Raw genomic sequence first — 22,561 nt, 5'->3', positions numbered from 1 at the left:
GGCGCCCCGCCCGGCGCCTGAGGGGCGGTAACAAATCAAGTCGCCGCATCGTTCCGTCATTCACCCAGAGGGGTTTCACGGGTGATCCAGTTCACCAAGCTGCGTCTGTCGGGCTTCAAGTCCTTCGTCGATCCGGCGGAGCTCCTGATCGAGCCCGGCATGACCGGCGTGGTCGGCCCCAACGGCTGCGGCAAGTCCAATCTCATCGAAGCGCTGCGCTGGGTCATGGGCGAGACCTCGGCCCGGCAGATGCGCGGCGGCGAGATGGACGACGTCATCTTCGGCGGCACGTCGGGCCGCCCGGCCCGCAACGTGGCCGAGGTGATGCTGGGCCTCGACAACACGGCGCGGACCGCGCCGCCCCAGTTCGACCGCGACGAGATCGAGGTGATGCGCCGCATCGAGCGGGGCAGCGGTTCCAACTACCGCATCAACGGCGCCGACATCCGGGCCCGCGACGTGCAGTTGCTGTTCGCCGACGCGGCCACCGGGGCGCGTTCGTCGGGACTGGTCAGCCAGGGCCGGGTCGGCACCCTGATCAACGCCAAGCCCGCCGACCGCCGCTCGCTGCTGGAAGAGGCGGCGGGCATTTCCGGCCTCTACTCCCGCCGGCACGAGGCCGAGCTGCGTCTGAAGAACGCCGAACTGAACCTGTCGCGCCTCGACGACGTGCTCGCCACCCTGGACGAGCAGTTGAAGTCGCTGCAGAAGCAGGCGCGCCAGGCCAACCGCTATCGCACCCTGTCCGAGCAGATCCGCCGCATCGAGGCCCAGGTGCTGTATCTCGGCTGGCTGGAGGCCCTGGTCGCCGTGGATGCCGCCCGCTCGGCCTTCCGCGAATCCGAGATGAAGGTGGAGGAGGCCACAGGCCATGCCGCCGCCGCCTCGGCCTTCCAGGCGGAGACCGCCGCCGGCCTGCCCGATCTGCGCCGCGCCGACGCCGAGGCCGCCGCCCTGCTGCAAAAGGCCATGGCCGAGCGCGAGCAGTTGGAGGCCGAGGAAGGCCGCCTCGCCGAGCTGCGCCGCGATCTGGAGCGCCGGCTGGAGCAGGCCGGCGCCGATCTGCAGCGCGAGCACGCCCGCGCCGCCGACGCCTCCGGGGCCCTGGCCCGGCTGGAGGAGGAGCGCGCCCTGCTGGCCGAGGCCGGCGAGGGCGAGGCCGAAGCCAAGCTGCGCGCCGAGGAGGCGGTGGATCTGGCCGCCGAGGCGGTGGTGGCCGTCGAACAGGAATTGTCCGCCCTGATGGAAGAGGTGGCCGCCGCCGACGCCGAGCGCGCCAGCGCCCTGCGCCGTCTGTCGGAAAGCGAGACCCGCCTCGCCCGCCTGGCCGAGCGCCTCGCCCAGGCCGAGCGCCAGAAGGCCGAGCTGGAGGGCGAGAGCATCGACCGCTCCGACCTCACCGCCCTGGAGATGGAGCTGGAGGAGACGCTGGAATTCCTGGAGGAATCCAGGGAGCAGGCCGAAGCCGCCGACCGACGCCGGGTGGAAGCCCTGGCGGCGCGCGAATCCGCCCGCGACGCCTTCCAGGCCGCCAACGCCGCCAAGTCCCGCCTGCAGGCCGAGGCCGACGGATTGCGCCAGGTGCTGGCCCAGGGCAAGGCTGGCGACCACCGCCCGGTGCTTGACGACGTCTCGGCGCGAACCGGCTTCGAGCCCGCCCTGGCCGCCGCCCTGGGCGAAGACCTCTCCGCCCCCCTCGACCCGGCGGCACCGCTGCATTGGGAGGATCTGGGACCGCTCGACCATCCCCCGTCCCTGCCCGAAGGGGCCGAGCCCCTGTCCCGCTTCGTGGCCGCTCCCGCCCAGTTGGCGCGGCGCCTCACCCAGGTGGGGGTGATCAAGGATGCCGCCAGCGGCGAAAGGCTGCGTCCGTCGCTGGCGGTGGGACAGCGTCTGGTCACCCCCGAGGGCGACCTGTGGCGCTGGGACGGCTATGTGGCCCGCGCCGGTGCGCCCTCGCCCATGGCGCTGCGCCTCGCCCAGCGCAACCGCCTGCGCGAGCTTGAAGCCGCCCTGGATGATGCCGCCATCGGGGTGGAGGAGGCCGAGGAAAAGGTGGAGACCGCCACCCGCGAGGTGGACGGGGCCGCCGAGGCCGAACGCCGCGCCAAGGACGCAGTGAAGCAGGCCGAGGCCGAGGCCGCCAAGGCCCGCGAGTCCCACGCCAGACTGTCGCAACGCTTCGCCGCCTTCGAGACCCGCATGGCCGCCGCCACCCAGGCCTGGAGCGATGCCAGCGCCGACAACGCCCAGGCCGAGGCCGAACTGGCCGAGGCGCGGGATGCCGTCGCCGCCTTTCCCGAATCCAGCGACGGCCGCGACAAGGTCAACCTGCTGCGCGCCACCCTGGCCGAGCGCCGCTCCATCCTGGTGGAGGCCCGCTCCGCCCTGGACGGCGTGGCGCGGGAAGGCGCCGAGCGCCGCCGCCGCCTGGACGCCCTGGACGGCGACGCCAGGTCGTGGCGCAGCCGCGCCGAAGCCGCTAAGGCCCATGTGGAGGAACTGGCCGAGCGCCGCGAGGAGATCGCTCTCGAGATCGAGCGGCTCGCCAGCCTGCCCGACACCATCGCCAAGCGCCGGACCGAACTGTTCGAGCGCCTGGAAGCGGCCGAGGCGGCGCGCAAGGCCGCCGCCGATGCCCTGATCGCCGCCGAGCAGCGTCTGGGCGAGGCCGATCGCCGCATGCGGGAAGCCGAGGCCCTGCTGGCCAACGCCCGCGAGGAGCGTATCCGCCGCGAGGCCGCCGTCTCCGCCGCCGATCAGGCTTGCCGCGCCGTGGCGGTGCGCATCGGCGAACGCCTGGACATGACGCCGGAGCAACTGCGCGAGGTGGCCGGTCTGGTGGAGGAGGAGCGCCCCGACCCCGAGGAACTCCAGCGCAAGCTGGATCGTCTGAGCCGCGAGCGCGACAACATGGGCCCCGTCAACCTGCGCGCCGAGCAGGAGGTGGAGGAACTGGAGACCCGCATCGGCGGCATGGTGGCGGAAAAGGACGACCTGCTGGCCGCCATCGCCAAGCTGCGCCACGCCATCGGCGACCTCAACCGCGAGGGACGCGAACGCCTGCTGGCCAGCTTCCAGGAGGTGGACCACCATTTCCGCGATCTGTTCGTCAAACTGTTCGGCGGCGGCCGCGCCCATCTGGCGCTGACCGAATCCGCCGATCCCCTGGAAGCCGGCCTGGAGATCATGGCCAGCCCGCCGGGCAAAAGGCTGCAGCAGCTTTCGCTGCTGTCGGGTGGCGAGCAGGCGCTGACCGCGCTGGCCCTGCTGTTCGCGGTGTTCATGACCAATCCGGCTCCCATCTGCGTGCTGGACGAGGTGGACGCGCCGCTGGACGACGCCAACGTCGACCGTTTCTGCTCCCTGGTGGAAGGCATCGCCGGGGTGACCAGGACCCGTTTCCTGATCGTCACCCATCACCGCATGACCATGGCCCGCATGGACCGCCTGTACGGCGTGACCATGGCCGAGCGCGGCGTCTCGCAACTGGTTTCCGTCGACCTCGCCCAGGCCGAGGCGCTCAGGGACAAGGTGGTGTAAGGCTGGCGGCGTACCCCGGTACGGCCTATAATCGGGCGGGTGACCACCGGGTGACGCGCATGCGAACCATCGACGACATCATCGGCCAGCTTCGGGCCATGCAACCTGACCTCAGGCAACGCTATCATCTCAGGGAGATGGGAGTGTTCGGTTCCTACGTCCGGGGCGAACAGCACGAGGACAGCGACCTGGATGTCCTGGTGGAGTTTGACGAGGGCACCACCCTGCTGGATTACGTCGGGCTCCAGATGGAACTCTCCGATGCCCTGGGGCTGCGGGTGGAACTGGCCAACAAGAAGACCCTGAAGCCTCGCATCGGCAGGACCATCCTGGCCGAGGTTCGCACGCTGTGACCCGGGAGTTCGACGATTTCTTCGTCGATATGCTCGACCATGCCCGAACGGCGGCGTCGTTCATCGAGGGCATGGACTGGGACCGGTTCAAGGCCGACCTTCGAACCCAGTTCGCCACCGCCCGCGCCCTGGAAATTATCGGCGAGGCGGCGAGGCGCATCCCCGTGAGCCTACATGAGCGTTATCCACTCGTCCCCTGGCGCCGAATCATCGGAATGCGCAATGTGCTGGCCCACAATTACGACGGTGCGGACCCCCGCATCATCTACGACACCATCACCCTCTTCCTGCCCGATCTGATCCGTCTGCTGTCCGCCGTCCTCGCGGAAGACGCGGACTCGCCGACGCCATCGCCCTGACGCCACCCCCTCGGGTGGGAAGAATCTTGCCGCATCGCAGCATCCGGCGAAGTGCGACACGCCAAACCCCCTGATTTCACAATGCAAATCGACCGATGCCCCCTGCCGGTTTGAGTCCTTGACACGGGTGGGGCCAGACCTTATGGTGCCCGCGCTTTTGGCACCAAAGGGCCAGAAGGGGGAAATCGAGGACCGACCCTATGGCTGACCGCGAGACTCCCCCGTCTTTCGATGACCTCGACGCCCGTCTGCGCGTTGCGCGCGCTCGGGAGGAAGAGGATTCAGGTCGCGGACCGGAACAGCGTGGAACGCCTTCCGGGATGGGACTGGGAATGCGCGTCGGTGTCGAATTGGTGACGAGCGTGCTGGTGGGGACCGGCATCGGTTGGGCGTTGGACGCCTGGCTGAAGACCGCCCCCTGGCTGATGGTGGTTTTCCTGCTCCTTGGCGGAGCGGCCGGCGTCATGAACGTGTACCGCCTTATGCGCGGCATGGACGAGACGGTGGGCCTGGGCCAGGCGCAGCGGAGAGCCGAGGGTGCCGGGGAAGACCCGGCGAAGGACCATTAAGAGAGGCAATGCGGTGGCTAATCCGATCGAGCAGTTCAAGATCCAGCCGTTGGTTCCGCTCAAGGTAGGGAGCGTGGACATTTCGTTCACCAATTCCTCTGCCATGATGGTGCTGTCCATCTGCCTGATCACCCTGTTCCTGACTCTGTCGGTCCGGTCCCGCGCCCTGGTGCCCGGCCGCTGGCAGTCCATGGCCGAGGTGTTCTACGAATTCATCGCCGGAATGCTGCGCGACAACGTGGGTCAGGAAGGCCGGAAGTATTTCCCCTTCATCTTCTCGCTGTTCATGTTTGTGCTGTTCGGCAACCTGCTGGGCATGATGCCGATCCCGGTGATCGGCTTCACCTACACCAGCCACGTGATCGTCACCTTCGCCATGGCGCTGGTGGTGTTCGTGGGCGTGACCATCATCGGCTTCGCCCGCCACGGCACCCATTACCTGCGCATGTTCTTCCCGCACGGCGCGCCCATCGCGACGGCGGTCATCCTGATCCCCATCGAGCTGATCTCGTACTTCTCGCGCCCCTTCAGCCTCGCCGTCCGTCTCTTCGCCAACATGACCGTGGGTCACATCATCCTCAAGGTCATGGGCGGTTTCGTGGTGTCGCTGGGCGCGTTCTACCTGATCCCGGGCGTTGTTCCCTTCGCCTTCCTGTCGGCCATCACGGTACTGGAATTCGGTATCGCGCTGCTGCAGGCCTATGTGTTCACCATCCTCTCCTGCATCTATCTGCACGACGCCATCCACATGCACTAAGGGATGGCCGGGCGGATCGTCCGGGTGAGTGTTTCAAGTTTCATTCTGTTCCGTTTTGTCCTGAAGGAGTTGAGTAAATGGAAGCGAGCGCTGCTAAGTTCATCGGTGCCGGTCTGGCTGCCATCGGCATGATCGGTTCGGGTATCGGCGTGGGCAACATCTGGGCCAACCTGATCGCCACCGTGGGCCGCAACCCCTCCGCCAAGGCCAATGTCGAGCTGTACGGCTGGATCGGCTTCGCGGTGACCGAGGCGATTGCGCTGTTCGCCCTGGTCGTCGCTCTGATGGTCCTCTTCGCCTAACAGCGAAGAGTCTCTCCTTACGGAACGGTAGGGTCCGCGGCAGGACGCCGAAAAGGCGTCCCGCCGCGGTTCACCGGCCGCTCCGCATAGTTTTTTCGGGCCTTCCCCGTTTGGGAGCTTTGGGATGCCTCAATTCGATCCCACCTTCTTCGCGCCGCAGCTGTTCTGGCTGGCGCTCACCTTCGTCACCCTGTACTTCGTGATGTCGACGGTGGCCCTGCCCAAGATCGGTGCCGTTCTCGACGAGCGTCAGCGCAAGATCGACGACAACCTCGACAAGGCCGCTCAGCTGAAGGCCGAAGCCGAGGCCGCCGTGGCCGCCTATGAAAAGGCCCTGGCCGAATCCCGCGCCCATGCCCAGTCGGTGATCAAGGAAGCCTCGGACCGCCTCGCGGCGGATGCCGAGGTTCGCAACCGCGAACTCGCCGCCCGTCTGGCCGACCAGATCAAGTCCGGCGAGGCCCGCATCGCCGAAGCCAAGAACAAGGCCCTGGCCAACGTCCGTGACGTCGCTCTCGACGTCGCCGGCGCGACCATCGCCCGTCTGGTGGGCAGCCCCGCCGACAATACCCGGCTCGAGGCCGCCGTCGCTAGCGCCCTCAAGGAGCACGGCAAATGATTTCCGTCGCCTACGCGGCCGATGCCGCCCACGCCGCCGCCCACGGTGCGTTCTACACCGAGCCTCACTTCTGGGTGGACGTCGCCTTTATCCTGGTGGTGGCCCTGGCCTTCAAGCCGGTGTCGCGCGCCATCGCCGCCGCGCTCGACGCCCGCTCGGCCAAGATCAAGTCCCGCCTGGACGAGGCCCACAAGCTGCGCGAGGAGGCCCAGGAAATGCTGGCCACCTATCAGCGCAAGCAGCGTGACGCCATGAAGGAAGCCGAGGAGATCATCGCCCACGCCAAGGCCGAGGCCGAACGCCTCGCCAAGCAGGCGGCCAAGGATCTCGAGGTTTCCATGAAGCGCCGCGAGCAGATGGCCATGGACCGTATCGCCCAGGCCGAAGCCCAGGCGGTGAAGGAAGTTCAGAATCTGGCCGTGGACGTCGCCATCGGCGCCGCCCAGAAGGTCATCGGCGAAAGCCTGTCGGCCGCCCAGACCGGGTCCCTGGTCGACAACGCCATCAAGGACCTGCCGGGCAAGCTGCACTAAGCTGTCCGATCGGACCAAGGCAAACCCCCGCCGGTCGACCGGCGGGGGTTTTGTTTTTGGCCGTCATGCCAGATCGAACAGCACGATCTCGGCACCGTTCTCCGAGGCCAGGACCACGGCCGCCTCGTTCTCGATGGCCGCCCCGTCGCCGGCCGACAGGACCTGACCGTTGACCGTCAGGGCGCCGGCCACCACCTGAACCCAGGCCCCCCGGCCGGTCGCCAGGGGATGGCTCAGGCTCTGTCCGGGACTGAGGATGCCGGCAAGGATCGCCGCATCCTGATGGATGACCAGCGAACCGTCATGGCCGTCGCGCGAGGCGATCAGACGCAACCGGTCGCGCTTGGAATCGTCGTCGAACACCGCCTGTCTGTAGCCGGGGGTCAGGCGCGGCGCTTCCGGCAGAATCCAGATTTGCAGCAGGTGCAGGGTCTGGTCGGCCAGCGGGTTCATCTCGGAATGGCGGATGCCGGTACCGGCGGTCATCACCTGAATCTCACCCCGGCGGGTAAGGCCCTGGCCGCCGGTGCTGTCCTTGTGTTCCACCGCCCCGGCGATCACATAGGTCAGGATTTCCATGTCGCGGTGGGGATGGGTGCCGAAACCGGTCTCGGGCGCGATCCAGTCCTCGTTGATCACCCGCAACGCCCGGAAGCCCATATGGTCGGGGTCGAAATAATCGGCGAAGGAAAAGCTGTGGCGACTGCTCAGCCAGCCGTGCTCGGCGTGACCACGGGCGGCGGCGGGGCGAAGATGGAGGGTCATGGCGGGTCTCCTGGTGGAATGCATCACATGCCAGAGAGATAAGGCGGCCGGGGAGAATCAACAATCACCGCATATGTAACGATACTGTTGCCATTTATGCAACTATCCGGCCATCCTCCATCGTTGACTCCCCTTCCGCTCCCTGGCTATAAATTGAACTGAACGGTTCAGTTTCGGATTTGCCATGAAAAAGCCCATCGCCATTGCCGCCGCCCTGATCGTCGTCGCCGCCGGAGGCTGGAGCGCGCTCCGCTGGTCCCAGGAATGGCGATGGATGGAATCCACCGACGACGCCTATGTGGACGGCGACATCACCGCCATCTCCCCCAAGGTGGCCGGGCACGTGGTGGACCTGGTGGCGCGCGACAACCGCCCGGTGTCCAAGGGCGACATCCTGCTGCGCATCGACGACCGCGATTACCGCGCCCGCGTCGACGAGGCCTCCGGGCAGGTCAAGGCCCGTCTGGCCCAACTGGTGCAGATCGACGACAAGGTGACGGTGCAAGAAGCGGTGATCACCCAGTCGGGCGCCTCCATCACCGCCGCGCGGGCCGAGGTGATCCGCGCCAAGGCCGATTACGAACGCTCGCGCCGTCTGGTGCGCGAGGATTACGTCAGCCGCCAGCGTTTCGACATCTCCCAGGCCGACGCCACCCGCGCCGAGGCCGGGCTGACCGGCTCCGGCGCCCAGTTGCAGGCATCGCGCCGGCAACTGGCGGTCCTGGCCTCCGAGCGCAGCGTCGCCATGGCCCAGTTGGAGCAGGCGCGCGCCACCCTGATCGTCGCCGAAACCGAGTTGGAGGCCACCATCGTCCGCTCTCCCGTCGACGGCGTGGTCGGCAACCGGGCGGTCCGCGACGGACAGTATGTGCGGCCCGGCCAGACGCTGCTGGCGGTGGTCCCCCTGCACGATGTGTGGATCGACGCCAATTTCAAGGAAACCCAGATCGGTCGCATGAAGCCGGGCAACCGGGTGGAGATCAAGGTCGACGCCTTTCCCGGCGCGGTGATCGGCGGCACGGTGGACAGCTTCGCCCCGGCCTCGGGCGCCAAGTTCAGCCTGCTGCCGCCCGAGAACGCCACCGGCAACTTCACCAAGGTGGTGCAGCGCATCCCGGTGCGCATCCGGGTCGACCCTGACTCGCCCCTGGCCGGGCAATTGCGCCCCGGATTGTCGGTGGTGGCGAAGGTGGATACGCGGGACCAAGGGAAATGACCACGCCGCCCCCCAGTCCCCCCGGCCGCCCCGAGGACCGGGTGGTCACGCCCCGCGACTGGATCGGCTTTCTGGCCATGGTGGTGGGGATGTTCATGGCGATCCTGGACATCCAGATCGTCGCCAGCTCCATTGCCCAGATTCAGGCGGGCATCTCGGCCTCGGCCGAGGAGATCAGTTGGGTCCAGACCTCCTACCTGATCGCCGAGGTGGTGATGATCCCGCTGTCGGGCTGGATGGCCCGGGTGGTGTCCACCCGCTACCTGTTCTTCGCCTCCTGCGTCACCTTCACCCTGGCCAGCGCCGCCTGCGCCGTATCGTGGTCCATCGAGTCCATGATCGCCTTCCGCGCCATCCAGGGCTTCCTGGGCGGCGCCATGATCCCCACGGTGTTCGCCACCACCTACATGATCTTTCCGCCGCGCATGCAGGCCAGCCTGTCGGTGGTGATCGGGCTGGTGGCCACCATGGCGCCGACCATCGGCCCGACGCTCGGCGGCTGGCTGACCGAGACCTGGAGCTGGCACTGGCTGTTCCTGATCAACGTGGTCCCCGGCATTCTGGTCGCCAGTCTGGTCTTCACCTGCGGGCGCCGGGACAAGCCCCAGCTGCACATGCTCAAGGGCTTCGACATGGCGGGCATCGCCCTGGTGGCGCTGTTCCTCGGCGCCCTGCAATACGTGCTGGAGGAAGGCCCCGGCGACGACTGGTTCGAGGACCGCCGCATCGTGGCGGTCTCGCTGATCTCGGCCGTGGCCGGCTTGACCTTCGTCTGGCGCGAGCTGACCGCCAAGCATCCGGTGGTGGACCTGCGGGCCTTCTCCGACAGCAATTTCACGGTGGGCTGCCTGTATTCCTTCATCATCGGCATCGGTCTTTACGGCTCGGTCTACGTCATCCCCCTTTATCTCGGGCGGGTGCGCGGCTATTCGGCCCTGGAAATCGGCCTGACCATGATGGTCACCGGCGCGTTCCAGGCCCTGTCGGCGCCCCTGGCCGGCAATCTGGCCCGTCACGTGGACCTGCGCTACATGCTGGGCGCCGGGCTCGCCCTGTTCGGCGGCGGGCTGTGGCTGAACAGCCACCTGACCTCGGAATGGGGTTATTGGGAGATGTTCCTGCCCCAGGCGGTGCGCGGCCTGTCGCTGATGTTCTGCTTCGTGCCCATCAACGCCGTGGCGTTGGGCCACCTGCCCCAGGACAAGGTGCAGAACGCCTCCGGCCTCTACAACCTGATGCGCAATCTGGGCGGCGCCATCGGTCTGGCCGCCATCAACACCGCGCTGACCCACCGGCTCGATCTCCATCTCCTGCGCCTGTCGGAGACCCTGACGGTGGCACGGGGAGCGGCGGTGGGCATGCTGGACGGCCTGTCGGCCCACCTCGCCCCCATGCTGGGCAGCGGCGCCGACCGCGCCGCCCTCAAGCTGCTGTCGCAACTGGCGAGGCGCGAGGCCATGACCATGGCGTTCGGCGACGTGCTGCTGCTGATGGGAGCGGTGTTCGCCCTGGGACTGCTGCTGCTGCCCCTGCTGCAACCGGTCCGCCACCCCAGCGCGGGCGGAGGCGGGCACTAAAATCGCTCTGATTGCGCCCCTGATGATGGAAGCGGTGGAATCAGATGTCGCTTCCATGCATGATTGGGCCCAAGGGAGTAGCCAGGACCGCCATAGAAGCGGCCGGCCGTGAACGTCACATGGGGGAAGCGGTGCCCACCTCACGTCATACGGAATCCGCGCACGTCTTCGCCGTGCGTCTGATGCAGCATCTTGTCGTGCCCACGTTCGTGCTCAACGCCGAACGCCGGGTGATCATCTGGAACAAGGCCTGCGAGCGCCTGACCGGCGTGCCCGCCCACGAGGTGATCGGCACCTCCGACCACTGGCGGGCCTTCTATGATCAGGAGCGCCACTGCCTGGCCGATCTGCTGGTCCTGGGTCGCACCGATGCCATGGACGAACTCTACGTCACCCATACCGAGCCCAGCGACTGCACCAACGGCCTCAGGGCCGAGAACTGGTGCGTCATGCCCCAGGTCAAGAAGCGCCTGTATCTGGCGGTGGATGCCGGCCCCATCTACGACGAGGAAGGCAACCTGCTGGCGGTGGTGGAGACGCTGCGCGACCAGACCGAGCAGAAACTGGCCCAGATGGCGCTGCAAAGCCTGGCGGTCAAGGACGGGCTGACCGGACTGGCCAACCGCCGGTCCTTTGACGAGAAGCTGGAGGCCGAATGGCTGCACAACCAGCGGGAGGGCACGCCCATGTCCATCCTGCTGGTCGATGTGGACCACTTCAAGCTCTACAACGACAGCTACGGCCACCAGAAGGGGGATTCCTGCCTGAAAGCGGTGGCCGCCGCCCTGGACGAGCAGGTCTTCCGCCCCTCGGATCTGGCGGCCCGCTATGGCGGCGAGGAATTCGCGGTGATCATGCCCAACACCGACCTGGAAGGGGCGCTGCACGTGGCCGAACGCATCCGTGACGCCGTGCATGCCCTGAACATGCCCCATGGGGCCAGCCAGACCGCCGATCGCGTCACCCTGTCCATCGGCGCCGCCTCCCTGGTACCGTCGGACGACTGCACGGCCGACGATCTGGTCGCCGCCGCCGACGCGGCGCTCTATCGCGCCAAGCGCCAGGGCCGCGACCGGGTGGTCAGCACCGATCGGGTCGAGGAACTGGAAGAGGCGTGATCAGCCGCCTCGGGCGGCCTGGATGAAGGCGCGGATTTTCTCGGCATCCTTGACGCCGGGAGCGCTTTCCACCCCCGACGAGACATCCACGCAGGGAGCGCCGCTGATGCGGACCGCCTCGGCGACGTTGGCGGGGGTCAGGCCGCCGGCCAGCATCCAGGGCAGTCCCCATTTGCGGCCGGTGAGGATCGACCAGTCGAAGCTGACCGCGTTGCCGCCGGGCAGCACGGCGCCCTTGGGCGGCTTGGCGTCGAACAGCAGGCGGTCGGCCACCGCCAGATAGGGCTCGGCGGCATCCAGGTCGGCGGCGTCCGACACCGACAGCACCTTCATCACCGGCAAGCCGTATTCCAGGCGGATGGCCTCGACCCGCTCGGGCGTCTCGTGCCCGTGCAGTTGCAGCAGGTCGAGCCGCACCCGGGTCAGCACGGCGTCAAGGGTGGCATCGTCGGGATCGACGAACAGACCGACCTTGGTCACGTCGCCGGGGGCGAACTCCACCAGCTCGGCGGCGCGGTCCGGCGTGACATTGCGGGGCGAGGCGGGAAAGAACACCAGCCCGACATAGTCGGCCCCGGCCTCGATGGCGGCGTCCATGGCCTCTTCGTCGGTGATGCCGCAGATCTTGACCTCGACCGGCATGATCTAGAGTCCCAGTTCGGCCTTGATCCGCCCGGCGGCCTCGGCCGGGTCGGCGGCGGCGGTGATGGGACGGCCGATCACCAGCACGTCGGCCCCCTTGGCGCGGGCCTCGGCGGGGGTCAGGAAGCGCTTCTGATCGCCGGCCTCGCTCCAGGCGGGGCGGATGCCGGGGATGACCAGCTTGAAGTCGGGACCGCAGAGCGCCCGCACCGCCTCCACTTCCAGCGGCGAGCAGACGATGCCGGCGGCACCGCTTTCCTGGGCCAGGGCGGCGAGACGCTTGACCTGATCCAGCACCGGGCGCTCGAAGCCCACCTGCTCTGCCCCGGCTTGGTCCAGGCTGGTCAGCACGGTCACCGCCACCACGGCCGGCGGGGCGATCCCCAGCCTGGCGGCCTCGTCATTGGCGGCATCCACCGAGGCGCGGATCATGGCGGCGCCGCCCGAGGCGTGGATGGTGGTGATGGCGGCGCCCAGGCGCACCACGCCCTTCATGGCGGCGGCCACGGTATTGGGAATGTCGTGCAGCTTCAGATCGACGAACAGCGGCATGCCGAGGCCGGATACCGCCTCCATGCCGGCCGGGCCGTTGGCGGTGAAGTATTCCAGGCCCAGCTTGAACCCGCCGACCTGCCCCTTCAGGCGTTCGGCAAGGGCGATGGCGCGGGCGGCCTCGGTGGTGTCGATGGCGACATAGACGGGATTGGTCACGGACAATCTACCTCAAGCTTGAGACCGGGTCTTCCGGGCGGCGTCCAACTGGCGCCGCAACGAACCGGCGCGCAGGCGGGCCCTCAGCCCCGACGCCCAACCCAGCAGGAAACCGGCGGCCAGCCCCAGGGCCAGCGGCATCAGCACCGCCAGATAGGCGGGCAGGTCGATTCCAAAGGGCAGCGGCCACAGGTCGAAACGAATCTCCGCCCGGTTGGCGACGGCGAACACCGTCACCAATACGGCCATGGGCAGGCCGATTATCCAGGCGAGAAACCTCACGAGCCGCCGCCGACGTTGAGCTTCTCGCGCAGTTGCTTGCCGGTCTTGAAGAAGGGAACCGCCTTGCCCTCCACCGACACGGTCTCGCCGGTGCGGGGGTTGCGGCCGACGCGCGGGTCGCGCTTCTTCACCGAAAAGGCGCCGAAGCCGCGCAGTTCCACCCGGTCACCCCGGGCCAGAGCCGAGGCGATCTCGTCGAAAATGGTGGTGACGATCCGCTCCACATCCCGCTGATAGAGATGGGGATTGGCCTCGGCCAGGCGGGCGATCAGCTCCGACTTGGTCATGGATTTCAAGTCCTTGGTTGTGTTCCAGGTTGCCGGCCAGCATGCCCAACCCCCCCGCCCGCGTCAAGCCAGACTCTGACGGACAAGTCTCTGAGGAGGAACGATTTTTAGCTTTTCGGGTCGTCTTCGGCCGGCAGAACCACTTCCCAGGTGCCGTCCACCAGCCGGCAGGCCACCACCTCGCGGGAATAGGCGCTGCCGGTCTCGCCCGTCCGCATGGCCGATTGCACCAGCCGGCGGCAAGCCCGCCCGCCGCCATCGGTCCAGCCGACGCCCTGGGGCACCACGGCGCCCTCCAGGCCACGCGCCGCCCAGCGGGCCTCCTGCCCGGTCTCGGCCGCCTCGATGGTGGCCGCCGACCACAGGCGGTTGGGGTGGGGATCGAAATAGCCGCCGATCATGTAGCCCGCCGCCGCGCCGGCCACGGCGCCCACCGGGGTGAAGGTGCTGGCCAGATGGGGGGCACCGATGGCCGCCGCCCGCCCGATGCCGCCGCCGACCACGGCGCCGGCTCCGGTCCCCCACAAGGCCCCTTCGGTGGGGTTCTCGGCGCAGGCCGACAAAGCGGCGAGGGCGCAAAGAGCGAAGGAAAACTGGCGCATGGCTATAATCCTTCGCTGCGGAACGGGCGCGACAGCAGGGCGCGGATGGCCTCGTCCAGGCTCTGGCCGCGATTGATCACCGCGTCCACCGCCGCCGAGATGGGCATCTCGACGCCGATGCGCCCGGCCATGTCGACCACGGCGCCGGCGCTGTAGACCCCCTCGGTAACCGAGTGGCGCTCGCCCAGGATGTCGGCCAGGGCACGGCCCTCGCCCAGCGCGAAGCCCAGCGAGTAATTGCGCGACTGGGTGGACGAGGCGGTGAGAATCAGATCACCCAGGCCCGACAGCCCCATCAGGGTCTCGGGCCGACCGCCCTTGGCCATGGCGAGGCGGGTCAGTTCGGCCAGCCCACGGGTAATCAGGGCGGCGCGGGCATTGTCGCCCAGGCCGCGCCCCTCGACGATGCCGCAGGCGATGGCCAGCACGTTCTTGACCGCGCCGCCGATCTGGGCGCCGACCAGGTCGTCGGAAAGATAGGGGCGGAAGGTGGCGGTGCCCAGGGCCTCGACCAGCCGGCGCCCCAGCTCCGGCTCGGCACAGGCCAGGGTGATGGCGGTGGGCAGGCCCTTGGCCACCTCCATGGCGAAGGTGGGACCCGACAGCACGGCGATGGGCGCCCGGGGCAGTTCGGCGGCGACGGCGTCCTGCATCAGGGCGCAGGTGGCGAGTTCGATACCCTTGGCACAGATGACGGCCGGCACGCCGGCACGCCAGTGGGGCGCCAGGGCGCGGCAGGCGGCACGCAGATGCTGGGCCGGCGACACCAGCAGCACGGCGTCGGCATCGGCCGCCTCGGCCAGATCGCCGGTGGCGCGCAGGGCGGGGTCGAGATCGACGCCCGGCAGGAAATCGGGATTGGCATGGCGGGTGTTGACGGCCTCCACCACCTGGGGCTCGCGGGCCCACAGCACCACGTCGCGACCGGCCCGGCGGGCGGTCAGCGCCAATGCCGTGCCCCAGGCCCCTCCGCCGATCACACCGATTCTTTTCATGGAAACCCCGCGATTGCCGTTACCCGGTTTACCCCGATGCCGGATCGCGGGCAAGGGATCACAGCGTCTTGTGGGTTCCGTCGCACAGCGGCCTGTTGCCCGTGGCCTTGCAGCCGCAGAAATAGACGGTACCCGCCTTGTCCGGCGTATAGGCCACCGGAGTGAAGCCGGTCCCCTTGTGGCTGCCGTCGCAGAAAGGCTGTGCCTTGGAACGGCCGCAGGCGCACCAGTAATAGGTCTTGCCCGCTTCGACCTCGACGGGATAGGGCGCCTTTTGGGCGATGACGGCCTCGGTCATGGGATGATCTCCTCGTTGCGGCACTTCCACACATGGGAATCCCGCAGCGAGGAAACAATCGGAAGAGGCTCAGGCGGCCTGGCCCCTGATCTTGGCGATGAAGCCGTTGATCTGGGATTCCAGGTCGTCGGCGCGCTTGGCCAGGCTGGCGGCGGCGGCCGAAATGTCGCGGGCTTCCTGGTCGGTGGTCTCGGCGGTGTCCTTCACATAGGCCACCGCTTCCGACACCGAGGCGGTGCCGGTGGCGGCCTCCTGGACGTTGCGCGAGATTTCCATGGTCACGGCGTTCTGCTCCTCCACCGCGCCGGCCACGGCGGTCGAGGTCTCCTGGATCGAGCCGACGATCTGGGCGATTTCGCGGATGGCGGCGGCGGCCCCCTCGGAGGCCAGTTGGATCTGGCTGACGTGGGACGAGATTTCCTCGGTGGCGCGCGCCGTCTGGTTGGCCAGGGTCTTGACCTCGTTGGCGACGACGGCAAAACCCTTTCCCGCCTCGCCGGCGCGGGCCGCCTCGATGGTGGCGTTGAGCGCCAGCAGGTTGGTCTGGGACGCGATATCCTGGATCAGCGACAGCACCGAGCCGATCTGGGCGGCGGCATGCCCCAAATCCTGCACCGTGGCGTCGGTGCGCCGGGCAGTGACCATGGCCTCGGACGAAATGGCGGTGGCCCGGGTGGTCTGCATGTTGATCTCGCCGAACGACGCGGCCAGTTCCTCGGCGGCACCGGCCACCGACTGGACGTTGACCGAGGCCTGCTCGGCCGCCGCCGCCGAGGTCATGGCCTGCTCGACAGTCTGGGTAGCGTTGCTCATCAGCCGGTCCGAGCTTTGGCGCAGTTGGGTCGAGGCGGACGACACCTCCTGCACCAGGACGCGCACGTTCTGCTCGGCGAAGGCCAGCGCCTCGGCGTCGCGCTGCTTCATCAGGTCCAGCGAGGCATTGATGATTCCGGCATAGCGGGCGAAATCGCCGCGAAGGCCGGTGGGAATGATCTTGCGGAAGTACTGGCGCTGGTTGGCGTGCTCCATGGCCGCCTGGGATTCGCGGCAATAGGCCTCGGTCAGGTCCAGCAGCCGGTTGATGGAGCGCAGCATCTGGCCGACATTGCCCTGGCCCTTGATGTCCATGATGCGCACCCCGAGATTGCCCTGGGCGGCGGCGGCACAGACCTTGGCCGCCTTTTCGACGCTGATGTTGGCGCGCTTGAGCAGGCCCATGGAATGCCAGGCCGGCCCGGCGAGAACCAGGGCGAAACCCGCGGCGACCCAGTTCCGCAGCAGCAGGGCGACCAGCATGAAGGCGAGGGCCAGCCCGAAGGTGATCTGGGCCGCCCGCAGGGCCTTAGAGACCGAGGACAAATTCTGCATAGGGCTTTCCTTCGCGCTTCAACTGGTCGACCAGGGCGGCGAACGCCGCCTCCATGCCCTGCTTGCGGTCGGGGCTGGCGGCCTCGATCTTCAGCAGGCTCTGGTACAGGGGCTGAATCTTGGCCAGCGCCTCGCGGCTCGGCACGCGGCGGTTGGAGTGATAGCCGACGATCTGGCCGTCGGGACCGAAATCCGGAGTGATGTGGGCGAGGACCCAGTAATGCTCGCCGGTCTTGGCCAGATTGACCACGTAGGCGAACAGTTCCTTGCCCGAGGCGATGGTGTCCCACAGCAGCTTGAAGACGCAGCGCGGCATGTCGGGATGGCGGATCATGCTGTGCGGCTGGCCGATCAGCTCGGCTTCGGTGAAGCCCGAGACCGATACGAACACATCGTTCACATAGGTGAGACGGCCCTTGGTATCGGTCTTGCTGACGATGATCTCATCCTCGGCGAAGGTCCGTTCCCGCCCCGAAGGTTGAATGGTCTTGCCGCTCATTCGCCCACACCACCCTAACGAATTAAGGAAAACACCCCACCGACATGAACCTTGTATCAATGGGATTATAATGATTCAACATGCTTGGTGTAACTTCGTATGCCTTTCGTTTAAATTTGGTATACATGCCGAGAAAATCCGCGGTTATGACAGGGCCGTGAATTTCATGCCGCGCCCTCATCCCCGCATTGACCGCAACCCGGCTTCGGCAGATGAATCCGCACCGGGGATGACCGGCCGGAGCGATCGGGATGCCACGCCACACCGTTGACCCTTACCGTCTCGATCACCTGACCGTCGCCCTCCAGCCGGTGGTGGGGATTCATTCGGGGGTCTGCCACGGCTACGAGGCGCTGCTGCGCGGCACCGAGGCGGCGGGCTACGCCTCCATCCAGAGCTTCTTCGATTCCTGCCATGCCGACGGCTGCCTGGCCGAGGTGGAACTGGCCCTGCGCGAAAAGGCGGTGACCGCCTTCGCCAGTCTGCCCCACCATCCCCGCGCCAAGCTGTTCCTCAACATCGACAACCGGGTCCTGGCGGTGGAGGGCGACCCGGCACGGCGGACGCGGGCCATCCTCGACCGCCACGGCCTGCCCGAAGCCTCGGTGGTGTTCGAGATTTCCGAGCGGCACCCGCTGGATGCCGGCCTGGACGCCGTCTCCACCTTCCGCCACTTCAAGCGCCAGGGATTCCGGCTGGCCATCGACGATTTCGGCACCGGCTTTTCCGGACTGCAGCTGCTCTACTACTCGGAGCCCGATTACCTGAAGATCGACCGTTTCTTCGTGGCCGACATCGCCACCGACGCCAAGAAGAAGGTGTTCCTGGCCCATATCGTCACCATCGCCCACCTGCTGGGCGCCGTGGTGGTGGCCGAGGGCGTCGAGACCGAGCGGGAATTCCGCGTCTGCAAGGAAATCGGCTGCGACATGGTCCAGGGCTGGCTGGTGCAGCGGCCGACCACCGACTGGACCGGGCTGCAGGCCCACTATCCCGAGATCGAGCGCCTGGCCCGCCTGGACCGCCGCGCCGCCGGCGGCGACCAGCGCATCATCGCCGATCAGATCGCCCGCCCGGAGCCGTTGAACCTCCACACCCCCATGGAAAAGGTGTTCGAACGCTTCCGCACCGACAAGTCGGCCACCTTCTTTCCGGTGGTGGACGGCTCGGGGGTCCCGCTGGGCATCGTGCGGGACCAGGAGTTGAAGGACTACACCTACTCCCCCTTCGGCAAGGAACTGATCGCCAACAAGAGCTATGGCCGCTCGCTCAAGGATTTCGCCGTGCGCTGCCCGGTGGCCGATATCGGCGCCAAGGCCGAGCAGATCCTCGAGGCCTATTCGGCGGTGGAACGGGCCGAGGGCATCCTGATCGTCGACGATTTACGCTATGTGGGCTTCCTGTCGGCGGATTCGCTGTTGCGCGTCATCAACGAGAAGAACCTGGCCACGGCGCGCGACCAGAATCCGCTGACCCGGCTGCCCGGCAACGCCGTCATCCTGTCCTGGGTGTGCGAGGCGCTGGAGGATCGGGCCGGCAGCTATCTGCTGGCCTATTTCGATTTCGACAATTTCAAGCCGTTCAACGACAAGTACGGCTTTCGCCTGGGCGACCGCGCCATCCTGCTGTTCGGCGACCTGCTGGCCAAGGCCATGGCGGCGGCGGGCGGCTTCGCCGGGCATATCGGCGGCGACGACTTCTTCGCCGGCTTCAAGGGCGCGGCGGCGGAGAACGCCGAGGATATCTGCCGCCAGCTGATCGCCGATTTCGCCCGCGACGTGGAAAGCTTCTACGACGACGAGACCCGGCGGCGGGGCCACATCGTCGGCCAGGACCGGCTGGGCAATACGGTGAGTTTCCCGCTGATGACGGTGAGCTGCGTCGCCGTCCACCTGACGCCGGATTGCGGGACCTGCTCGTCGGACGACATTTCCCGGCTGCTGGCCGATCACAAGAAGGCCGCCAAGCAGGCGGCCGACCATCTGGCCGTCGTGCATCCCTGCCCGGCATAAACCCCCTCCCCCACAAAATCTCTCCTCAGGGGCGGCGCTTTCTGCTTTATTGGCGCCTTTCCGCCCCCAGGGTCCTGAAAAGCAGATGCAAAGCCTGAACACCTATCGCGCCGGCCCCGATGAGCGCGGCCATTTCGGCATCTTCGGCGGCCGCTATGTGGCCGAGACCCTGATGCCCCTCATTCTCGAGGTCGAGAAGGCCTATGCGGCCGCCAAGGTCGACCCGGCGTTCCAGGCGGAATTCCGCTCGCTGCTGGCCCAATATGTGGGCCGCCCCAATCCGCTGTACTTCGCAAAGCGCCTGACCGAGGCGTTCGGCGGCGCCAAGGTGTTCCTCAAGCGGGAAGACCTCAACCATACCGGCGCCCACAAGATCAACAACTGCATCGGCCAGATCCTGCTGGCCCGGCGCATGGGCAAGCAGCGCATCATCGCCGAGACCGGAGCCGGTCAGCACGGCGTGGCCACCGCCACCGTCTGCGCCCTGTTCGGCATGCAATGCGTCATCTACATGGGTGCCACCGATATCGAGCGGCAGATGCCCAACGTCTACCGCATGAAGCTGCTGGGTGCCGAGGTGCGTCCGGTGACCAGCGGCGCGGCGACGCTGAAGGACGCCATGAACGACGCGCTCCGCGACTGGGTGTCCAACGTGAACGACACCTATTACCTGATCGGCACCGTGGCTGGCCCGCACCCCTATCCCACCATGGTCCGCGACTTCCAGTCGGTGATCGGCGAGGAGGTCAGGGAGCAGATCATGACCCAGGAAGGCCGCCTGCCCGACTCGCTGGTAGCCTGCATCGGCGGCGGCTCCAACGCCATGGGGCTGTTCCACCCCTTCCTCGACGACAAGTCCGTGCGCATCATCGGCGTCGAGGCGGCTGGCCACGGCCTGGACAAGCTGCACGCCGCCAGCCTGACCGGCGGCAAGCCCGGCGTACTACACGGCAACCGCACCTATCTGCTGCAGGATGCCGACGGCCAGATCGCCGAGGCCCATTCCATCTCGGCCGGCCTGGATTATCCCGGCATCGGGCCGGAGCATTCCTGGCTGCACGAGACCGGCCGCGTCGAATACGTCTCGGTGACCGATGACGAGGCGGTGGCCGCCTTCCAGCAATGCACCCGCCTGGAAGGCATCATCCCGGCGCTGGAATCCAGCCACGCCATCGCCTATGCCTCCAAGATCGCCCCCTCGCTCCCCAAGGATCACCTGATGGTGGTCAACCTGTCGGGACGCGGCGACAAGGATGTCAGCACCATCGCCAAGGCGCTCGGCGACGTGCATCTGGGGGGGCTTGTGTAATGTCTCGGATCACCGCTCGTTTCGCCAGGCTCAAGGCCGAGAACCGCGCCGCCCTGGTGACCTTCATCACCGCCGGCGATCCCGACCGCGCCACCAGTCAGGCCCTGCTGGACGGCATGCCGGCGGCCGGCGCCGACATCATCGAGCTGGGCATGCCCTTCACCGATCCCATGGCCGACGGCCCGGTGATCGAACTGGCGGCGGGCCGCGCGCTCCGGGCCGGCGGCTCGCTCAAGCAGACCCTGGAGATGGTGGCGGCGTTCCGCAGGACCGATGCCGAGACGCCGGTCATCCTGATGGGCTACTACAATCCCGTCTACGCCTGGGGACCGGAAAAATTCGCGCGCGACGCCGCCCAGGCCGGGGTGGACGGGCTGATCATCGTCGACCTGCCGCCCGAGGAGGCCGACGAGCTGGTGCCCTTCCTGCGCGTCGCCGGCATCGACTTCATCGTGCTGACCACGCCCACCAGCGACGACGCCCGCCTGCCGGTGGTCCTGGCCAATGCGTCGGGCTTCGTCTACTACGTGTCCATCGCCGGCATCACCGGCACCGCATCGGCCGCCCAGGCGGCCATCGACGAGGCGGTCGCCCGCATCCGTCGCCACACCGGCCTTCCGGTCTGCGTCGGCTTCGGCATCAAGACCCCCGCCCAGGCGGCCGAAATCGCCCGCGTCGCCGACGGCGCGGTGGTGGGTTCGGCCATCGTTTCGGTTCTGGCCGACAATATCGGCAAGTCCGGCGCCGTTTCCGCCCCGCTGGCCCTGGTCAAGGACCTGGCGGCCGGGGTGCGCGGCGCCCGGAAGTAGGAGCATTTTCCATGAATTGGCTGACCAATCTCAACGAGACCCGCCGTTCGCTCAAGGAGCGCCTGGTCGGACTGGTGGCGCCCAAGGAGGTGCCGGACAACCTCTGGCTCAAGTGCCCGGGCTGCGGCCACATGATCTTCCACCGCGACCTGGAAAAGTCGCTGAACGTCTGCCAGCATTGCGGCCATCACCTGCGCCTGTCGGTCAAGAAGCGCTTGGGCATGCTGTTCGATGACGGCCAGTTCCAGCGCATCGAGCTGCCCAAGGTCGCCGACGACCCGCTGAAGTTCAAGGATCAGAAGCGCTACTCGGACCGCCTCAAGGATGCCCGGTCCAAGACCGGCGAAGTGGATGCCATCGTGGTGGCCCACGGCCGCATGGGCGGCATGAACGTGGTGGCGGCCTGCTTCAACTTCGACTTCCAGGGCGGCTCCATGGGCATCGCCGTGGGCGAGGGCATCGTGGCGGCGGCCGAACTGGCGGTGCTGCAGGACGCGCCGCTGATCGTCATTCCCGCCTCGGGCGGCGCCCGCATGCAGGAAGGCATCCTGTCGCTGATGCAGATGGCGCGCACCACCGTGGCGGTGGACAAGGTCAAGGAAAAGCGGCTGCCCTATATCGTGCTGCTGACCGACCCCACCACCGGCGGCGTCTCGGCCAGCTTCGCCATGCTGGGCGACATCGCCATCGCCGAGCCCGGCGCGGTGATCGGCTTCGCCGGCGCCCGCGTCATAGAGAGCACCATCCGCGAGAAGCTGCCCGAAGGCTTCCAGAAGGCGGAATACCTGCTGGAACACGGCATGGTCGACATGGTGGTGCCGCGCCGCGACCTGCGCGCCACCATGATCCGCATCCTGTCGTTGCTGAAGAATCGCGGCGCGGCCGGCGATCTGGTGTCGCTGCCCATCGATACTCCCGATAGCGTCGACCAGGATTGACCGAGCCTCTCGTAGGACTGGAAATTCTCTGAACGGAGCCGTACACTAACCCGATGGTAATACCGAGGCCCATGGCCTCGGTATTGTATTTTGCGGGT

Annotated in this window: 25 protein-coding genes; 15 read left to right on the top strand and 10 right to left on the bottom strand. The window is 67.5% G+C overall.

Translation table 11 applies throughout. The features are described from left to right. Nucleotides 1-81 precede the first annotated feature (81 nt). The 8 genes from CP958_RS15660 (at nucleotide 82) to CP958_RS15625 (ending at nucleotide 7,035) form a co-directional block, all read left to right on the top strand. The gene (locus CP958_RS15660; protein ID WP_096703169.1) at nucleotides 82-3,543 is read left to right on the top strand and encodes an AAA family ATPase; all 3,462 of its coding nucleotides are present in this window, start codon (nucleotides 82-84) and stop codon (nucleotides 3,541-3,543) included. Nucleotides 3,544-3,602: 59 nt separating this feature from the next. After that, the gene (locus CP958_RS15655; RefSeq protein ID WP_096703168.1) at nucleotides 3,603-3,896 is read left to right on the top strand and encodes a nucleotidyltransferase family protein; all 294 of its coding nucleotides are present in this window, start codon (nucleotides 3,603-3,605) and stop codon (nucleotides 3,894-3,896) included. Next, on the top strand, nucleotides 3,893-4,255 hold the full coding sequence (locus tag CP958_RS15650) for a DUF86 domain-containing protein (protein WP_197706409.1): 363 nt from the start codon (nucleotides 3,893-3,895) through the stop codon (nucleotides 4,253-4,255). Before CP958_RS15655 ends, CP958_RS15650 begins: the two co-directional genes overlap by 4 nt. A 200-nt stretch (nucleotides 4,256-4,455) precedes the next feature. Then, complete coding sequence (locus tag CP958_RS27480; RefSeq protein ID WP_096703166.1) at nucleotides 4,456-4,824, top strand: AtpZ/AtpI family protein; 369 nt, start codon at nucleotides 4,456-4,458, stop codon at nucleotides 4,822-4,824. A 13-nt stretch (nucleotides 4,825-4,837) separates the two neighbouring features. After that, nucleotides 4,838-5,581, top strand: a complete 744-nt coding sequence (locus CP958_RS15640; RefSeq protein ID WP_096703164.1) for a F0F1 ATP synthase subunit A — start codon at nucleotides 4,838-4,840, stop codon at nucleotides 5,579-5,581. Between the two features lie 77 nt (nucleotides 5,582-5,658). Continuing rightward, nucleotides 5,659-5,883 carry a F0F1 ATP synthase subunit C gene (locus tag CP958_RS15635; protein ID WP_009870554.1) on the top strand — a complete coding sequence of 75 codons (225 nt, stop codon included), beginning with the start codon at nucleotides 5,659-5,661 and terminating at the stop codon, nucleotides 5,881-5,883. A gap of 124 nt (nucleotides 5,884-6,007) precedes the next feature. Further along, entirely contained in the window at nucleotides 6,008-6,502 is a 495-nt protein-coding gene (locus CP958_RS15630) for a F0F1 ATP synthase subunit B' (protein WP_096703162.1), read from the top strand. Next, nucleotides 6,499-7,035, top strand: coding sequence for a F0F1 ATP synthase subunit B (locus tag CP958_RS15625; RefSeq protein WP_096703160.1), 537 nt, complete (start codon nucleotides 6,499-6,501; stop codon nucleotides 7,033-7,035). Before CP958_RS15630 ends, CP958_RS15625 begins: the two co-directional genes overlap by 4 nt. Before the next feature lie 63 nt (nucleotides 7,036-7,098). Here CP958_RS15625 and CP958_RS15620 read toward each other — a convergent pair whose 3' ends face one another. Beyond that, nucleotides 7,099-7,800 (bottom strand): pirin family protein, encoded by a 702-nt coding sequence (locus CP958_RS15620; protein WP_096703158.1) that lies wholly within the window; start codon nucleotides 7,798-7,800, stop codon nucleotides 7,099-7,101. Between the two features lie 184 nt (nucleotides 7,801-7,984). On the opposite strand from CP958_RS15620, the gene CP958_RS15615 reads away from it, so the two are divergent. The 3 genes from CP958_RS15615 to CP958_RS15605 all read left to right on the top strand — a co-directional run bounded on the left by CP958_RS15615 (nucleotide 7,985) and on the right by CP958_RS15605 (nucleotide 11,711). Next, nucleotides 7,985-9,016: an HlyD family secretion protein gene (locus CP958_RS15615; protein ID WP_096703156.1), complete on the top strand. Its 1,032-nt coding sequence runs from the start codon at nucleotides 7,985-7,987 to the stop codon at nucleotides 9,014-9,016. After that, nucleotides 9,013-10,593 (top strand): DHA2 family efflux MFS transporter permease subunit, encoded by a 1,581-nt coding sequence (locus CP958_RS15610; protein ID WP_096703154.1) that lies wholly within the window; start codon nucleotides 9,013-9,015, stop codon nucleotides 10,591-10,593. The genes CP958_RS15615 and CP958_RS15610 overlap by 4 nt, the downstream gene beginning before the upstream one ends. Nucleotides 10,594-10,724: 131 nt before the next feature. Beyond that, nucleotides 10,725-11,711, top strand: coding sequence for a diguanylate cyclase (locus CP958_RS15605; RefSeq protein WP_242442930.1), 987 nt, complete (start codon nucleotides 10,725-10,727; stop codon nucleotides 11,709-11,711). Here the strand turns inward: CP958_RS15605 and CP958_RS15600 are convergent, their stop codons facing one another. The 9 genes from CP958_RS15600 to CP958_RS15560 all read right to left on the bottom strand — a co-directional run bounded on the left by CP958_RS15600 (nucleotide 11,712) and on the right by CP958_RS15560 (nucleotide 17,395). Next, complete coding sequence (locus CP958_RS15600; protein WP_096703150.1) at nucleotides 11,712-12,353, bottom strand: phosphoribosylanthranilate isomerase; 642 nt, start codon at nucleotides 12,351-12,353, stop codon at nucleotides 11,712-11,714. It lies immediately after the preceding gene. Between the two features lie 3 nt (nucleotides 12,354-12,356). Continuing rightward, nucleotides 12,357-13,064, bottom strand: coding sequence for an orotidine-5'-phosphate decarboxylase (gene pyrF / locus CP958_RS15595; protein WP_096703148.1), 708 nt, complete (start codon nucleotides 13,062-13,064; stop codon nucleotides 12,357-12,359). Nucleotides 13,065-13,076: 12 nt separating this feature from the next. Next, nucleotides 13,077-13,346 carry a LapA family protein gene (locus CP958_RS15590; protein WP_096703146.1) on the bottom strand — a complete coding sequence of 90 codons (270 nt, stop codon included), beginning with the start codon at nucleotides 13,344-13,346 and terminating at the stop codon, nucleotides 13,077-13,079. Further along, nucleotides 13,343-13,633: an integration host factor subunit beta gene (gene ihfB / locus CP958_RS15585; protein WP_096703601.1), complete on the bottom strand. Its 291-nt coding sequence runs from the start codon at nucleotides 13,631-13,633 to the stop codon at nucleotides 13,343-13,345. The genes CP958_RS15590 and ihfB overlap by 4 nt, the downstream gene beginning before the upstream one ends. Before the next feature lie 107 nt (nucleotides 13,634-13,740). Beyond that, nucleotides 13,741-14,235 (bottom strand): glycine zipper 2TM domain-containing protein, encoded by a 495-nt coding sequence (locus CP958_RS15580; RefSeq protein ID WP_096703144.1) that lies wholly within the window; start codon nucleotides 14,233-14,235, stop codon nucleotides 13,741-13,743. A gap of 2 nt (nucleotides 14,236-14,237) precedes the next feature. Then, complete coding sequence (locus tag CP958_RS15575) at nucleotides 14,238-15,230, bottom strand: NAD(P)H-dependent glycerol-3-phosphate dehydrogenase (protein ID WP_096703142.1); 993 nt, start codon at nucleotides 15,228-15,230, stop codon at nucleotides 14,238-14,240. 58 nt (nucleotides 15,231-15,288) lie between these two features. Further along, the gene (locus CP958_RS15570) at nucleotides 15,289-15,528 is read right to left on the bottom strand and encodes a CDGSH iron-sulfur domain-containing protein (protein WP_096703140.1); all 240 of its coding nucleotides are present in this window, start codon (nucleotides 15,526-15,528) and stop codon (nucleotides 15,289-15,291) included. Between the two features lie 69 nt (nucleotides 15,529-15,597). Further along, complete coding sequence (locus CP958_RS15565; protein WP_096703138.1) at nucleotides 15,598-16,896, bottom strand: methyl-accepting chemotaxis protein; 1,299 nt, start codon at nucleotides 16,894-16,896, stop codon at nucleotides 15,598-15,600. Next, nucleotides 16,871-17,395 (bottom strand): PAS domain-containing protein, encoded by a 525-nt coding sequence (locus tag CP958_RS15560; RefSeq protein ID WP_096703136.1) that lies wholly within the window; start codon nucleotides 17,393-17,395, stop codon nucleotides 16,871-16,873. The genes CP958_RS15565 and CP958_RS15560 overlap by 26 nt, the downstream gene beginning before the upstream one ends. 251 nt (nucleotides 17,396-17,646) lie before the next feature. Between CP958_RS15560 and CP958_RS15555 the strand changes: the two genes are divergently transcribed. The 4 genes from CP958_RS15555 (at nucleotide 17,647) to accD (ending at nucleotide 22,463) form a co-directional block, all read left to right on the top strand. Then, the gene (locus CP958_RS15555) at nucleotides 17,647-19,407 is read left to right on the top strand and encodes a GGDEF domain-containing protein (RefSeq protein ID WP_096703134.1); all 1,761 of its coding nucleotides are present in this window, start codon (nucleotides 17,647-17,649) and stop codon (nucleotides 19,405-19,407) included. Between the two features lie 85 nt (nucleotides 19,408-19,492). Beyond that, on the top strand, nucleotides 19,493-20,716 hold the full coding sequence (trpB, locus tag CP958_RS15550) for a tryptophan synthase subunit beta (protein WP_096703132.1): 1,224 nt from the start codon (nucleotides 19,493-19,495) through the stop codon (nucleotides 20,714-20,716). Further along, nucleotides 20,716-21,525, top strand: coding sequence for a tryptophan synthase subunit alpha (gene trpA / locus CP958_RS15545; RefSeq protein WP_096703130.1), 810 nt, complete (start codon nucleotides 20,716-20,718; stop codon nucleotides 21,523-21,525). The genes trpB and trpA overlap by 1 nt, the downstream gene beginning before the upstream one ends. Before the next feature lie 11 nt (nucleotides 21,526-21,536). Next, complete coding sequence (gene accD / locus CP958_RS15540; RefSeq protein WP_096703129.1) at nucleotides 21,537-22,463, top strand: acetyl-CoA carboxylase, carboxyltransferase subunit beta; 927 nt, start codon at nucleotides 21,537-21,539, stop codon at nucleotides 22,461-22,463. Nucleotides 22,464-22,561: the final 98 nt, after the last annotated feature.

Origin of the sequence: Magnetospirillum sp. 15-1 (assembly GCF_900184795.1) — a bacterium.
Classification (GTDB): domain Bacteria; phylum Pseudomonadota; class Alphaproteobacteria; order Rhodospirillales; family Magnetospirillaceae; genus Phaeospirillum.
The sequence above is the reverse complement of the archived record's forward strand: the minus strand, read 5'-3'. Positions and strand labels throughout refer to the sequence as shown.